The sequence below is a fragment of the Streptomyces albiaxialis genome (genome assembly GCF_039530985.1).
GTDB classification, from domain to species: Bacteria; Actinomycetota; Actinomycetes; order Streptomycetales; family Streptomycetaceae; genus Streptomyces; species Streptomyces albiaxialis.
In genome coordinates this window covers 94,202-108,328 of the sequence record NZ_BAAAPE010000025.1, presented here as the reverse complement: position 1 = coordinate 108,328, position 14,127 = coordinate 94,202, and the positions used below count along the sequence as shown (strand labels likewise).

Below are 14,127 nucleotides of genomic sequence, written 5' to 3'. Positions count from 1 at the left end.
GTCAGGCATTGCTCAGGACACTCGCGCCCACGGCGACACCACCACCGTCGTCATCGCCGCCGCCGTCGGGCCGCGTGCCCCCGGCGCGAGCCGACTCGACCGCCCAGTACACGGCCTCCGGCGTCGCCGGGGAGGCGAGTTCCACGCTGACCCCGGCGGGCCCGAACGCGGCGGCGGCCTGCCGCAGCGCCTCCCGTACGGAGAACGCCAGCATCAGCGGCGGCTCCCCCACGGCCTTGGAGCCGTACACCGCGCCCTCCTCGGTGGCGTTCTCCAGCAGCGTGACGTGGAACTCCTCGGGCATCTCCGAGAAGCTCGGCAGCTTGTAGGTGCTCGCGGCCTGGGTCGTCAGGCGCCCGCGGTGCGGCCCGTCGCCGGTGTCCCAGCGCAGGTCCTCCAGCGTGAGCCAGCCCGCACCCTGCACGTAGCCGCCCTCGACCTGGCCGATGTCGATCATCGGGGAGAGGCTGTCGCCGACGTCGTGCACGATGTCCACCCGCCGGATGCGGTACGCGCCCGTGAAGCCGTCGACCTCGACCTCGGTCGCGGCGGCGCCGACGGCGAAGTACTTGAACGGGGAGCCCTGGAACGTCTGCGCGTCCCAGTGCAGGCCCTCGGTCCGGTAGAACCCCGCCGCCGAGAGCTGGACCCGCTGGAAGTACGCGGCGCGCACCAGGTCGTCCCAGGCCAGCTCCTTCTCGCCGCCCAGCGCACGCGCGACGCCCTCGACGATGCGTACGTCCGAGGCGTTCGCGCCCAGTTGGGAACCGGCCACCCGCAGCAGCCGTTCGCGGAGCTGCTCGCAGGCGTCCTTGATCGCCCCGCCGTTCAGATCGGCGCCCGAACTGGCGGCGGTGGCCGAGGTGTTGGGCACCTTGTCCGTACGGGTCGGGGCCAGCCGCACCTTGTGCAGCGGGATCCCGAGCGTGGTCGCCGCCACCTGCATCATCTTGGTGTGCAGGCCCTGGCCCATCTCGGTGCCGCCGTGGTTGATCAGGACCGAGCCGTCCTTGTAGATCAGGACCAGCGCGCCGCCCTGGTTGAAGGCGGTCAGGTTGAACGAGATGCCGAACTTGACGCCCGTGAGCGCGACCGCCCGTTTGGTGTGCGGGTGCGCGGCGTTGAACGCGGCGATCTCGCGCTCGCGGTCCGCGATACGGCCGTCGTCATGGACCTGCCGCCAGACGGTGGAGATCCGCTCGGGCTGCGTGACCGGCTGCCCGTACGGCGTCGACTGTCCCTGGCCGGGGCGGTAGAAGTTGCGCTCGCGCAGCTCCATGGGGTCCAGGCCGAGCAGCGGCGCGCACCGGCCCATGATGTCCTCGATCACGAGCATGCCCTGCGGTCCGCCGAAGCCGCGGAAGGCGGTGTTGGAGACCGTGTGGGTCTTGGCGATGCGTCCGGCGACGCGCGCGTGGGGGATCCAGTACGTGTTGTCGATGTGGCACAGCGCGCGGGCCAGCACCGGCTCGGACAGGTCGAGGCTCCAGCCGCCGTCCGCGACGAGCGTGGCGTCCAGCGCCTGGATGTGCCCCTCGGCGTCGAAGCCGATCCGCCACTCGGCGTGGAATCCGTGCCGCTTGCCCGACATGGTCAGGTCCTGGGTCCGGTTGAGCCGCATCCGCACGGGACGCCCGGTCAGCTTGGCGCCGAGCGCCGCGACCGCCGCGAAGCCGTGCGGCTGCATCTCCTTGCCGCCGAAGCCGCCGCCCATCCGCAGGCACTGCACGGTCACCTCGTGGCTGTGCAGCCCGAGCACGTGCGCGACGATCTCCTGCGTCTCCGAGGGGTGCTGGGTGCTGCTCTGGACGAACACCTGGCCGTTCTCGTCGATCTGAGCCAGCGCGGCGTGCGTCTCCAGGTAGAAGTGCTCCTGCCCGGCGAACTGGAACGTGCCGCTGAACACGTGCGCGGACTCGGCGAAGCCGGCGTCGACATCGCCGGTCACCATCACGGGCCGGGCGCCGTGGTAGCTCCCCGCCGCGATCGCGTCGTCCAGCGTGACCAGCGCGGGCTGCTCGTCCAGCTCGACCTCGACGGCCGCTGCGCCGATACGGGCGGCCTCCAGGGTCTCGCCGAGCACCCAGGCCACGGCGTGGCCGTGGAACATGACCTCGTCGGGGAAGAGCGGCTCGTCATGCTTCATCCCCGCGTCGTTGACGCCGGGCACGTCGGCACCGGTCAGCACGCGGACCACGCCGGGCACCGCGAGCGCGGCCTCCGTACGCAGCGCGGTGATCGTCCCGTGGGCCTTCATGACCTGGACCGGGTAGGCGTGCAGCACGTCCTTGGTGCGGTGGACCAGGTCGTCGGTGTAGAGCGCGGCACCCGTGACGTGCAGGGCCGCGCTCTCGTGCGGCAGCGGGACCCCGACGACGGGCTTCTCGGGACGCTCGGACAGATGACTCATGACGACACCGCCTCAAGGGATTCGGCGTACTCCGCGTACAGCTTCCGCAGGCTCTGGCCGAGCATCGCGGCCCGGTAGTCGGCGCTGGCGCGGTGGTCGCTCATCGGCGTGCCCTGGGCGCGCAGCAGTTCGGCCGCGGCCTCGACCGTCTCCGCCGACCACGGCTCGCCCTCCAGCGCCGCCTCGACGGCGAGGGCGCGGACCGGGGTGGCGGCCACGCCGCCCAGGCCGATACGGGCCTTCCGGACGATCCCGTCCCGGACGTCGAGCGCGAAGGCGGCGGCCACGCTGGAGATGTCGTCGAAGCGCCGCTTGGCGATCTTGTGGAAGGCCACGACCGGCGACAGCGGCAGCGGCAGGCGCACCGCGCGGATCAGCTCACCGGGACGCCGTACGCTCTGCCGGTAGCCGGTGAAGTAGTCGGCCAGCGGGACCTCGCGCTCGCCGTCCGCGTCGGCGAGGACCACCGTCGCGTCGAGCGCGAGCAGCACCGGCGGGCTGTCGCCGATGGGCGAGCCGGTTCCCAGGTTGCCGCCGAGCGTCGCGCTGTTGCGGATGAGCCGGGAGGCGAACTGCGGGAAGAGCTGCGCCAGCAGCGGGACCCGGCCGTCGAGCCGGCGCTCGATCTCGGTGAGCGTGAGGGCCGCACCGATCTCGATGTGATCGGACGTCGTCCGCAGCTCCCGCATCTCGGGCAGCCGGTCGAGGGCGATCACGCAATCGGCCCTGCGGGAGCGGATGTTCACCTCGACGCCCCAGTCGGTGCTCCCGGCGACGAGCACGGCGTCGGGCCGCTCGCGCAGCAGCCGCAGCGCCTCGGGCAGGGTGCCGGGACGCAGGAACACGCTGTCGTCCTGGGCGTACTCGGTGGCGACGGCTTCCGGCGGGGCCTGTTCGCGGCGCCGCGCCAGCGGGTCGTCCGCGGCGGGCGCGCCGACGGCGAACGCGGCGTCCCGGATCGGGCGGTAGCCGGTGCAGCGGCACAGGTTTCCGCTGAGCGCGTGCAGGTCGAACCCGTTCGGGCCGTGCTCGGCGTCGGGGCCGTCGGCAGTGGCGCCGTCAGCACCGCCCTCTGTGCCCCCGTGCGCACAGCGGCCGGGCCGGTAGTACTCGGCGGCCATGCTGCACACGAAGCCCGGCGTGCAGTAGCCGCACTGCGATCCGCCGCGTACGGCCATCTCCCGCTGCACGGGGTGCAGCGTGGGCAGGGTTCCCGGGGCACCCTCGGTGGCGAGGCCTTCCGAGGTGACGATCTCCTGCCCGTCGAGGGCCGCGACCGGAGCCAGGCAGGCGTTGACCGCCACCCAGTCGGTGGGCTTGTCCACTCCGGGACGGGCGACCAGGACCGAGCACGCGCCGCACTCCCCCTCGGCGCAGCCCTCCTTGCTCCCCGTGAGACCGCGCTCACGCAGGAAGTCCAGGACCGTGGTGTGGGGTGTGGCCGGGGAAATCGGCAGCTCCTCCCCATTGACCGTGATCCGCGCGGCTACCATGCGGCATCACCATTTCGGCGCGCGGCCGTCATTTCTGTTCCAGTCGCCATTTCAGGGGCTTTCTCTTTCTGTGGCGCAGCGTGAGAACCCGGGGTGCGAAACCAGCACGCCACGACGTGCCGCGGACGGGAAAGGGAATTCAAACGACACCGGCGGCGCGCCTCGCGTCCGCCGGAAAGAGGCTGCTCAGCAGTCGTGCGCGATACGGCCCGGAGTCCAGGCGGCGCGCCTGACGAGGCGATTCAGATCGGGATCCGAAATGGTGGACATCCGACATCGCCTCCTTCCATGTGTTCGCGAGCCGGTGCGACCGGAGCCAACCGGTGCGACCGAAGCTAATTTGCGGCGGATCCCCCGGTCAACCCTGTGCGCGAGAGATCGATATTGCTTCAGAGGAAGCCATGAAGCCACCCCCGGCACCTCCCCCGGCCTTGGTGATTCCTACAACCCGCCGGACGTACGGTGCTGGAGGTGTCGCCCGCGGAAATGCCTCCCGGAGACGCCGCGCACCGTCGGCGTCGAGGGCCGCTGGAGGCACGGGGGGGGGGGAACGGAGGGGCGAACGGAGCTGAACGCCCCCACCACGGCGGAACACGCCGCGACGGCGCTGGGGTTGCCCTTCCGGCGGGTGTCGCTCGCGGACTCGCCCGGGGCGTGGGACGAGCACGCGCTGGACGCGAGCGCGGGCGTGCCCGTACCCGTGCCGGACCGGGCGCGGTGCTGGCTGAACCGGTACCGGACAGGCGAGAGGATCCCTTCCGCACAAAGGACGGCGCCGGGACGGTGCATCTGCTGGCCTGCGTACGGACCGTCGCGGTCGCGCGGCTCTTCCTGTGAGCCGTCAGAGGCGTGCCACTGAGCTGTCAGGGGCGTACCGCGCTCAGGGCCGTGAGCCACCGGGCCGCCGACGAACTCACGGCGGAGGGCCTCGCGGTGCGGGTGATCGACCTGTACTCGCTCAAGCCCGTCGACGCCGGAGCGCTGCACAAGGCGGCAGCGGCGACGGGCTGTCTGCTGACCGTCGAGGACCACGTGCCGGAGGGCGGGCTGGGCGACGCGGTCGCGACGGCCTTCGCGGACGGCCGTCCGGCACCGCGCATGGTGCGGCTCGCGGTGGACACCGTGCCGGGCCCGGCCACCCACGCCGAACGGTTCCGCGAGGCGGGCATCGACTCCTCGGCGGTCGCCGCCGCCCTCCGGCGGCTCACCGACCGGCGGCCCGACTGACCGACCGACCCGACCGACCGCCGGGGCCGAGCGCCTCACCATGAAGCCCGAAAAGGGGCTTATGCCCTTTAACTGCTCTTGGCGTTTTATCAGCCTTTCTGCGAGGAAAGGCAGGCTATGCTCCTTCTTCCTGCCTCGATCACCCCGTGGGAGATCTGATGACCGCCCATCAGCAGGCCGCGGCGCACGCGCCGGAGGCGTCCGGGCTGAGCCGGCTCCTGTCCGACGCCGCCGACCGGCACCCCGGCAACGGGATCCGTTTCGGTTCCGGATCACCCGGGGCCCCGTGCACGTACCCCGAACTGCTGGAGAAGGCTCTTCGGCTGCTCGCGGGGCTCCGGGAGAGCGGGGCGGAGCCGGGCCGCCCCGTCGTGGCGCTGCTGCACGAGCCCGCCGATTTCGTCCCGGTGTTCTGGGCCTGCGTGCTGGGCGGCATGCCGATGTGCCCCATGAGCACCGGGAGCGGCGACGCGCGGGATCCGGCGGAGCGCCTGGGCGAGGTGACCGGGCTGCTGGACGCCCCGCTGACGGTCACGACGGAGGCGCTGAGCCGTCCGCTCGCGGGGGCGGGCGGACGCGTGGTGGCGCTGGAGCGGCTGTCGGCCGGGCCGTCCGGGGACGGCCTGCCGGATCCCGGCCCCTCCCCCGCCGCCCCGGAGGATCCCGCGCTCTTCCTGCTGACGTCGGGCTCCACCGGGGTGCCGAAGGCCGTACGTCTCACGCATGCCAATCTGCTCGCGTCCATGCGCGCGAAGGCCGGTCTGCTCGCTCTCTCCGAACGGGACACCGCGTTCAACTGGGTCTCGTTCGACCATGTCGCCGCCTGGGAAGGGCACCTGCTCCCGCTCGCGGTGGGCGCCGCGCAGGTGCAGACCGCGCCGGAATCCGTGATGGCCGACCCGCTGGAATGGCTGCGGACCATCGACGCGCACCGGGTGAGTCTCACGTTCACGCCGAATTTCCTCCTCGGGGAGATCAATACGGCGCTGGATTCGCGTACGTCACCCTTGGACGCCGATCTGAGCTGCGTGCGGCACATCCTGTCCGGAGGGGAGGCCAATCCCGTGGCCACCGGCGTCGCGTTCCTGGAGAAGCTCGCGCCGTCCGGGCTCGGCGGGAACGTGCTGCATCCCGCTTTCGGGATGACGGAGACCTGCGCGGGCAGCATCGTCAACGTGGAATTCCCGGAACGCGACCGGGGCGCGGAGACCGCCGCCGTCGGCCGCCCCGTGAACGGGCTGGAACTCCGGGTGGTGAACGAGGCGAATCTCCCCGTCGCCGAAGGGCAGATGGGCGAGGTCCAGGTGCGCGGCCCGATGGTGACCGGCGGATACGAGAACAATGCCGCGGCCACGGAGGGCGCGTTCACCGATGACGGCTGGTTCCGCACCGGCGATCTCGGGCGGCTGGACGACGGCCGCCTCACGCTCGTGGGCCGCAGCAAGGACACCGTCATCGTCAACGGCGTCAGCTATTCCGGCCGTGCCATGGAAGCGGTCGTCCGGGAAGTCCCCGGCGTCGACGAGACCCATGTGGCGGCGTTCGCCGTGTGCCCGCCCGGCAGCGACACGGAGAAACTGGCGGTGCTCTTCGGCAGCACTCTCGCCGATGAGAGCGAGAACGGCCTGCACGACCTGGTAACCGCCGTACGGGGCGCGGTCGTCCGGCGTTGGGGATTCCGGCCGGACATCGTGCTGCCGCTCCCCCGGTCCGCTTTTCCCCGGACGAGTCTGGGAAAGGTCCAGCGGTCGCGGCTGCGCGAGCGTCTGCGGAACGGTGAATTCGACGAGCGGCGCGCCGAGGTCGACGCGCTGCTCGGACGGATGGCGGAGGAACGCACACCGCCGCGGGGCGGGACCGAATCCACCATCGTCGATGTCTTCGCCGAGATCTTCCCCGAGGACGCCGCCGCCATCGGGGCCACGACGAACTTCTTCGACCTCGGCGGCACCTCCCTCGACATCCTGCGCCTCTCCCGCCTGATCGACCAGCGCTTCCACGGGACGTCCGTGCCGCTCTCGACCCTGATGACGGCCCCGACCCCGCGCGCGCTCGCCGGGCTCGTCGAGGGAGAGCGCACCAGGGCCCGTACGGCGTACGACCCCGTGGTCCCGCTCCAGACGACGGGCGGACGGACGCCGCTGTTCTGCGTGCACCCGGGGGTCGGCGAGGTGCTGGTGTTCGTGAACCTCGCGAAGTATTTCGCCGGTGACCGGCCCTTCTACGCCCTGCGCGCGCCCGGATTCCACCCGGGCGAGAGGCCCTTCGGCACCTTCGCGGAAATGGCCTCGGTCTACACGGAGGCGATCCGCGCACGGCAGCCGCACGGCCCCTACGCGATCGCGGGCTACTCCTTCGGCGCCGCCGTCGCCTTCGAGATCGCGAAGATCCTCGAAGCCGACGGGGAAGAGGTCCGGTTCCTGGGGAACTTCAATCTGCCGCCGCACATCCGGCAGCGCATGAACGAGCTGGACTTCGCGGAGACCGCCGTCAATCTCGCGATGTTCCTCGAACTGATCGGTGAAGAACAGGCCGAGTCGATTCCGCCGCGCATCCGTGAACTGCCGGAACACGAACAGATCGCCACGCTGCTCCGCTCCGCGGCCCCGGAACGCTCCGCGCAATTGGGTCTGGACCAGCGGCAGTTCACCGAATGGGCCCGCCTCGCCTCGCATCTCACGGGACTCGGCCGCACCTACGAGCCGTCCGGCAGCGTCCGCGCGATGAGCGTCTTCTGCGCCGATCCGCTGCACGGCACCCGGGAGGAATGGGTCCGGAAACTGCACGGCTGGAACGCGTTCACGGACGAGCCGAACCGCTTCATCGACGTTCCCGGCGAGCACTACACCCTGATGGGCCCGACCCACGTCCCCACGTTCCAGGAAATCCTGCGCGTCGAGATCGGCCGCGCCATGGGGGACGGCTGAACCGCGCATCCACCCGAACCCGTCCACGACAACCGCGAGGGACACGCCCCATGCCCGAACCGTCCTCCTCCCCGCACCCCGGCACGGTGGAATCCCGGGTCCGGCACCTCTACGAAGTCTTCAACACCGGCGAACTGACGCGCATGCTCGACTATTTCGCCCCCGACGTGGAAATCGTCCACCCCCTGGGCGTACGCGAGATCGGGCCCGGAATCGCCGGGGTCAAGCGCGGGCACGACGAGGCCCGCGCGTTCTTCGAGCAGGCACCCCGCACCCGAGGGCCGATGCGGCTCGACCCGGACGAGTTCCTCGTCGCCGGGAACAGGGTCGTCGTGTTCGGCACCCGCGAGGTGCATTCCCTCGACGGCCGGAGCGCCGTACTCGACTTCGTCCATTCCTGGACGCTGGCCGACGGGAAAGTCACGCGATTCGAGGACCATTTCGACACCATCGAGATGTGCCGCCTGCTGCGCCCCGAGAAGTTCGACCACCCGGACTGGCACTAGAGCGCGGCGACCGGAGTCCAGATGCGCGCGGCAGTCGTCACATCCCCCGGCCGGCCCCCGCGATACGGCACGGCGGCCGAACCCCGGCCCGCCCCCGGCGAGGTCGTCCTCGACGTCGTGGCCGCGGGGCTCCACCCCGTCGTACGGGCGCTGGCGTCGGGCGCGCACTACGCGTCGGACGGCTCCTGGCCGCACGTCCCCGGCATCGACGGCGTCGGACGCCGCCCCGACGGCACCCTCGTCCACTTCTCCGGTCTGGCCCCCGGGCGGGGCAGCATGGCCGAACGGGTCGCCGCGCCCGAGGCCGCGCTCGTACCGCTGCCCGAGGCGCCACCCGGCACACCGCCCGGGATCTGCGACCCCGTCCAGATCGCCGCGCTGGTGAACCCGGCACTCTCGGCCTGGCTCGCGCTGCGCCTGCGCGCATGTCTCCGGCCCGGCGAGAACGTGCTGGTCCTGGGCGCCACCGGCTGCGCCGGACGGATGGCCGTCCGCCTCGCCCACCTCGCCGGAGCCGCCGACATCGCCGCCGCCGGACGCGACCGGACGGCGCTCGGCGAACTGCCCGCGCTCGGCGCCACCCGCACGGTCGCCCTGGACGGCGGCACGGAGGACGATGCCCCCGATGACGGCAGCCGGGCGGACGGGGACCCGGAGGACGGCGGCACCGCGCTGGCCGAGGCCGCCGCGCGGGCCGATGTCGTCGTCGACTACCTGTGGGGGCCCGTCACCGAACGGGCGCTGGCCGCGGTCCTCCGGCGGCGCGACCGGGCCCGCAGCGGGCGCAGCCTGCGGTGGGTGCAGGTCGGGGACGCGGCCGGTCCGGACATCACGCTGCCCGCGCGGGCGCTGCGCCAGCGGGACCTCGAACTCCTCGGCAGCGGAATAGGATCCGTCGCGCCGGAGGCCGTGCGCGGCGCCACCCGGGAGCTGATCTCGACCCTCCCCGAGACCGGCCTGCGCGTCGCCGCGCAGGCCGTGCCCCTGGACGGGATCGAGCGCGCCTGGCCGCTGCGGCGGTCCGGCACCCGCGTCGTGCTGGTGCCCTGACGGCCCGCCCGGACAGCGACCCGGGGGCCTACCTGTAGACGTACTGCCGTCTGTGGTCCAGCACCATGCGCGGCGTGACGGTCCACTTCATCGCGCTGTGGAACGGTTCGAGCGGGGTGTCGAGCCCGGGCACCCCGGGCGACGGCGAGGACGTGGGCGCGTAGTGGCGCACGGAGGGGTACCTCGCCTGCCAGTCCGCCCAGATCTTGTCGACGTAGCTGTGGTTCAGGAAGAACGCCGGGTCGTTCGGGGACGAGCCGGTGGACATGTTGCCGCCGATCCACGCGTGCGCGGAGCCGTGCATCGCGGCGCGCCGGAAGGCCCACCCCTCCAGATAGCCGCGGAAGGCGGGCGTCGTCCGGTCGAACGGAGGCTTGTCGTAGCGCCTGTGCCCCAGGGTGCTCCGTACGTCGGCGGGGCCGGACGGCCGCCGGACGCGGCGCCCGATGTCCCGGCGCAGGAAGTCGCGGTCGTCCTCGCTCACCGTCACGGGCCAGTTCCCGGTGGAGGCGGCGAACGGCCCGGTGAGCACCTCGCCCTCCTGCGGGTCGTCCTCGTCGTCGAGTTCCGGCCGGTGGTAGCCGTCGCCGCCCAGCAGGTCGTCCGTGAAGGGGACCGCGCCGACGGTCTGCTGCCTGCTCCAGTCCCAGTACGGCAGCGCACGCGCCCCGGCGTCGCGGAGCTGCTCCTCGAAGAGGTTGAGATAGGCCCGGTGCCACGGGAGGAACGCGGGGCTCATGTGCGCACCCCACTCGGGGGTGACGAACGCCTGCTGGTGGACGGCGACGAAGAAGTCGTAACGCCCGTCGTCCTTCAGCGCCAGCAGCGCGTCGACGAAGCTCTCGCGTTCCGCCCGGGAGAGGGCGGCGACGTTCTTGCGTACGACCGGGCGCCGCCGCGGAGCCGTACGGGAGCGGCCGGAGGACGGGATCTGCAGCTCTGCGGGGACGTCGGGGAGACGGGCCGGGGGCGCCTGGAGCGAGGCGCCGTGGAGCTGGCGCACGGCGTCCCTCGCGAGGTCCATCAGGTCCGGATACGTCTCGTGCGCGTTGAGGATGCTGATGAACTCGCCCCCGTGCGCCATCACCATCAGCGGCTGGTCGTCGAGCAGCACCGCCTTCTTCAGCAGGCCGTGGCCCATCTTGTCGCCGGGGCAGACGGTGACGGTGTGCCCGCGATAGCCGACGGTGGTGCACCACCCCGGCGATGTCGGGCCGTCGGGCCCCGGGATCGGGGCAGGAGCCGGAGCCGGGGCCGGAGCCGGGGCGGCGAACCCCTGTCCCTCCGTGGCCCCCAGCACCACCGCGGTGGCACCGCCGGCCGCCAGTCTCAGAGCAGCGCGTCTGTTCACGACATCCATGTCGGTCACCCCTACCAACGGCGCCGGGGAGACCTCACCCTGACCCCGCTGACCGCAGTAACCGCGTCACCGCGATGGCTGAGGCCGCACGAGGCCGCACGGGCACCCGATATCTGTGGCGTCTGCGCCCGGGCGCGGGTGAGAATGCGGCTGGTGCGGCGCCGGGGAGGGAGCCCCGGAGACCGCGCCGTTTCTGTGATTCCCCGATTCCCGATTCCCCGATTCCCCGATTCCCCGAGGAGGGTGCTGTGTCCGTACGGTCGAGGGCTGCCGCCACTGGTGCGGCCGTCCTGGTCCTGGCCTGCGCGGTCACCGGCTGCGCGGGGGACGCGGACGCCGGGCCGCCGCGCGCCGAGCCGTCGAAGGCGGGCGGGCCCACGGCACCCGTACCGCCGCCGGGCAAGGAGGCGACGGAGATCAGCGTCCCGCTGGACCGTTACGGCCCGTCGCCCGGCGAGCTGGAGACCATCAGGGCCGCCGAGGACGTGCTGACCGGCCGGTGCATGCGCGGCAAGGGCGTGGAGTGGAAGACGGCGCCGAGAGTGCCCGGGGAGGAGACCCAGCCGCGCAACCGCCGCCGTTACGGGGTCGTCGAACCCCGGATCGCGGAGATCTACGGCTACCACATGCCCGCCGAACGCCCGGCGGTGGCGAGGCGGGCAGCGGCCGAGAAGGCGCGCGAGAAGGGGCTCGGGGCCGCCGCGCGCAAGGCGGCCCACGGGTCGGGGAAGGCGCCGGGCGGCTGCGTGCGGAAGGCCAAGGAGACCCTGACGCGTGGCCTGCCCGACGCCGACTACGGCCTGCTCGACTCCACGCTCGGCGCCACCTACGACCGGGCGCTCAAGGAGCCGGAGGTCGTACGGGTGTTCCGCGCCTGGAGCGCCTGCATGAAGAAGGGCGGCTACGACTACCCGGGCCCGATGCAGGCCATCACGGACGCCCGGTGGCGCAAGGGGGACCACGTCTCGCGCGAGGAGATCCGGCAGGCGCGGGCGGACGTGCGCTGCAAGGAGCGGACCGGCCTGGTGGCGGTCTGGAACGCGGCGGAGACCCGCGTCCAGCGCGCGGCGGTGAAGGCCGAACCGGCCGCTTTCGAGAAGCTGGAAAAGGCGCGGAGCGCGTGGGTGGACGCCGCGAAACGGGTGCTGGAGAAGGCCTGAACGCGCCGCGCCGACCCCCTTCCCGTTGAGTCGCAGGAGCAATGGCGAACCGGCATCCCGAGCGGGGAAGCTCGCACCCCAACTCTCTTTACCACCCTCTGATTTGCTGCTTTACTCATCTTCACGCGGGCTCTCCGGAAATCGAAGCCCGATTCTTTGGCATTCTCTCTGGCAAATGAAGGATGGCTTCATGAAGCGCAAGTTCGTCGGGGCCCTGGGGGCCCTGTCGTTGGGTGCGGCCTCGCTGCTGGGCACGGCCTCGGCCGCGTACGCCCAGGAGGAGGGGACGGCCTCGGCCCAGGACGCGCAGCTCCAGTTCTCCTGCCCGTCGGTGAGCCTGTGCCTCTTCCAGTACGACAATTACGGGGGCTCCCGGCTCGTCATTCCCGAGCGGCAGAAGACCCCGGACCTCGCGGCCCGCGGCTTCGACAACAAGGCCAGCTCGATGGCGAACCAGACGGGCTCCGAGATCATCCTCTTCCAGCTCGCCAACTACTCGGGCATCCAGTACACGGCGAAGCCGGTCAGCTACGACAAGACCTTCTCCAACAACAACTTCGACAACAGGGCCAGCTCGGTCTACTGGCGCTGACCGGGCGGCGTGCGGGGCCCGTCTGGCCTAACGCGAGGTGCGCCGGGCGGTGACACACGATCAGATGTGGCCCATGCACAACTCCATCGCAGCCGCGTCCAGGTCCCACCGCCGTCTGCTCGCCTCAGGAGCCCTGCTCACCTCCCAGTTGCTCCTGCTGACCCTGCCCGCGACCTCCGCGGTCTCCGCGCCGGCCGGGGACACCAACGAGACGAGGCCGAGCCCGGGCTCGGCCCACATGGGCGCCGGGGTCCTCCTCCACGAGGGGACCCACGGTGCGCCCGTCTCCACCCGCGTCGCCCGGACCGAGGGCGTGGACGTCTCCAGCCATCAGGGCAACGTCGCCTGGCGGACCCTGAGGAAGAGCGGCGTCAAGTGGGCCTACGTCAAGGCCACCGAGGGCAAGTCCTACCGCAACCCGTACTTCGCCCAGCAGTACAACGGCTCGTACAAGTCGGGCATGATCCGCGGGGCCTACCACTTCGCGACCCCGAACACGTCGAGCGGCGCCACCCAGGCGAACTACTTCGTCAAGCACGGCGGCGGCTGGTCCAAGGACGGCAAGACGCTGCCGGGCGTGCTCGACATCGAGTACAACCCCTACGGATCGACCTGCTACGGCAAGTCGTCCCGTCAGCTCGTCTCCTGGATCCGCGACTTCCTGAACCGGTACAAGGCCCGCACCGGGCGCCAGGCCGTCATCTACACCTCCACCAACTGGTGGAAGCGCTGCACCGGCAACTACGGCGGCTTCGCCTCCCGCCACCCGCTGTGGGTCGCGCGCTACGCCTCGTCCGTCGGGCCCCTCCCGGCCGGCTGGAAGTTCCACACGATGTGGCAGTACACCTCGCGCGGTCCGACCGTCGGGGACCACAACAGATTCAACGGCTCGCTGAAGCGCGTCAAAGCCCTCGCCAACGGCTGACGCCCCGCCCGGCGCCCCGGATGCCTTACGGCATGCCGGGGCGCCGGGCGCTGATGTTGAACATCCAGGTGATCCCGAACCGGTCGACGACCGAGCCCGCCTCGTCGCCCCAGAGCTGCCGTTCCAGCGGCAGGGTGACGGTTCCGCCCTCGGACAGCTTCTGGAAGTAGCCGCGCAGTTCGCTCTCGTCGTCGCCGCCCAGGAAGACCGCCACGTCGTTCCCCGGCCGGTAGGGCGGGTGGCCCGGCCTGTGTGCGGGGAAGTCCCACGCCATCAGCGTGTGTCCGGCGGGGGTGTCCAGCCGGGAGTGCATGACCTTGTCGGCGTCGGGCGCGTCCGGTGAGCCGAAGTCCGCGACGGTTCCCAGCTCCAGTTCGCCCCCGAATATCTGCCGGTAGAACTCCATCGCCTGCCGGGCGTCGCCGTCGAACATGAGGCACGGATTGATCCGAGATCCCACCAGAGACCCTCTCGCGT

Annotated in this window: 10 protein-coding genes and 1 pseudogene; 7 read left to right on the top strand and 4 right to left on the bottom strand. The window is 71.7% G+C overall.

From position 1 onward, the window contains the following. Window position 1: 1 nt before the first annotated feature. The gene (gene xdhB, locus ABD343_RS36930) at window positions 2–2,410 is read right to left on the bottom strand and encodes a xanthine dehydrogenase molybdopterin binding subunit (RefSeq protein WP_344534753.1); all 2,409 of its coding nucleotides are present in this window, start codon (window positions 2,408–2,410) and stop codon (window positions 2–4) included. Continuing rightward, window positions 2,407–3,903, bottom strand: coding sequence for a xanthine dehydrogenase small subunit (locus tag ABD343_RS36925; protein ID WP_344534751.1), 1,497 nt, complete (start codon window positions 3,901–3,903; stop codon window positions 2,407–2,409). Before ABD343_RS36925 ends, xdhB begins: the two co-directional genes overlap by 4 nt. An 897-nt stretch (window positions 3,904–4,800) precedes the next feature. Between ABD343_RS36925 and ABD343_RS36920 the strand changes: the two are divergent. The 4 genes and pseudogenes from ABD343_RS36920 to ABD343_RS36905 form a co-directional block, all read left to right on the top strand. Next, window positions 4,801–5,130, top strand: a pseudogene (locus ABD343_RS36920) (transketolase C-terminal domain-containing protein); the annotation flags it as partial. Between the two features lie 158 nt (window positions 5,131–5,288). Next, a complete protein-coding gene (locus ABD343_RS36915; RefSeq protein ID WP_344534749.1) occupies window positions 5,289–8,057 on the top strand; it encodes an AMP-binding protein in 2,769 nt (922 codons plus the stop codon). Window positions 8,058–8,107: 50 nt separating this feature from the next. After that, a complete protein-coding gene (locus tag ABD343_RS36910) occupies window positions 8,108–8,563 on the top strand; it encodes a nuclear transport factor 2 family protein (protein WP_344534747.1) in 456 nt (151 codons plus the stop codon). 21 nt (window positions 8,564–8,584) lie between these two features. After that, on the top strand, window positions 8,585–9,613 hold the full coding sequence (locus ABD343_RS36905; protein WP_344534745.1) for a zinc-binding alcohol dehydrogenase family protein: 1,029 nt from the start codon (window positions 8,585–8,587) through the stop codon (window positions 9,611–9,613). Window positions 9,614–9,641: 28 nt separating this feature from the next. Here ABD343_RS36905 and ABD343_RS36900 read toward each other — a convergent pair whose 3' ends face one another. Then, window positions 9,642–10,973 (bottom strand): tyrosinase family protein, encoded by a 1,332-nt coding sequence (locus ABD343_RS36900; protein ID WP_344534743.1) that lies wholly within the window; start codon window positions 10,971–10,973, stop codon window positions 9,642–9,644. Window positions 10,974–11,221: 248 nt separating this feature from the next. Between ABD343_RS36900 and ABD343_RS36895 the strand changes: the two genes are divergently transcribed. The 3 genes from ABD343_RS36895 (at window position 11,222) to ABD343_RS36885 (ending at window position 13,650) form a co-directional block, all read left to right on the top strand. After that, a complete protein-coding gene (locus ABD343_RS36895; protein WP_344534741.1) occupies window positions 11,222–12,133 on the top strand; it encodes a hypothetical protein in 912 nt (303 codons plus the stop codon). Window positions 12,134–12,323: 190 nt separating this feature from the next. After that, the gene (locus ABD343_RS36890) at window positions 12,324–12,725 is read left to right on the top strand and encodes a peptidase inhibitor family I36 protein (RefSeq protein ID WP_344534739.1); all 402 of its coding nucleotides are present in this window, start codon (window positions 12,324–12,326) and stop codon (window positions 12,723–12,725) included. 73 nt (window positions 12,726–12,798) lie between these two features. Next, on the top strand, window positions 12,799–13,650 hold the full coding sequence (locus ABD343_RS36885) for a lysozyme (RefSeq protein ID WP_344534853.1): 852 nt from the start codon (window positions 12,799–12,801) through the stop codon (window positions 13,648–13,650). Between the two features lie 25 nt (window positions 13,651–13,675). On the opposite strand, the gene ABD343_RS36880 is transcribed toward ABD343_RS36885, so the two are convergent. Continuing rightward, on the bottom strand, window positions 13,676–14,110 hold the full coding sequence (locus ABD343_RS36880; protein WP_344534737.1) for a VOC family protein: 435 nt from the start codon (window positions 14,108–14,110) through the stop codon (window positions 13,676–13,678). Window positions 14,111–14,127: the final 17 nt, after the last annotated feature.

What these genes read in the sequence shown, in the direction of transcription:
- ABD343_RS36890 (WP_344534739.1), top strand. Translation starts at nt 12,324, where the DNA reads ATGAAGCGCAAGTTCGTCGGGGCCCTGGGGGCCCTGTCGTTGGGTGCG.
- xdhB (WP_344534753.1), bottom strand. Translation starts at nt 2,410, where the DNA reads ATGAGTCATCTGTCCGAGCGTCCCGAGAAGCCCGTCGTCGGGGTCCCG.
- ABD343_RS36905 (WP_344534745.1), top strand. Translation starts at nt 8,585, where the DNA reads ATGCGCGCGGCAGTCGTCACATCCCCCGGCCGGCCCCCGCGATACGGC.
- ABD343_RS36915 (WP_344534749.1), top strand. Translation starts at nt 5,289, where the DNA reads ATGACCGCCCATCAGCAGGCCGCGGCGCACGCGCCGGAGGCGTCCGGG.
- ABD343_RS36885 (WP_344534853.1), top strand. Translation starts at nt 12,799, where the DNA reads ATGCACAACTCCATCGCAGCCGCGTCCAGGTCCCACCGCCGTCTGCTC.
- ABD343_RS36900 (WP_344534743.1), bottom strand. Translation starts at nt 10,973, where the DNA reads ATGGATGTCGTGAACAGACGCGCTGCTCTGAGACTGGCGGCCGGCGGT.
- ABD343_RS36910 (WP_344534747.1), top strand. Translation starts at nt 8,108, where the DNA reads ATGCCCGAACCGTCCTCCTCCCCGCACCCCGGCACGGTGGAATCCCGG.
- ABD343_RS36925 (WP_344534751.1), bottom strand. Translation starts at nt 3,903, where the DNA reads ATGGTAGCCGCGCGGATCACGGTCAATGGGGAGGAGCTGCCGATTTCC.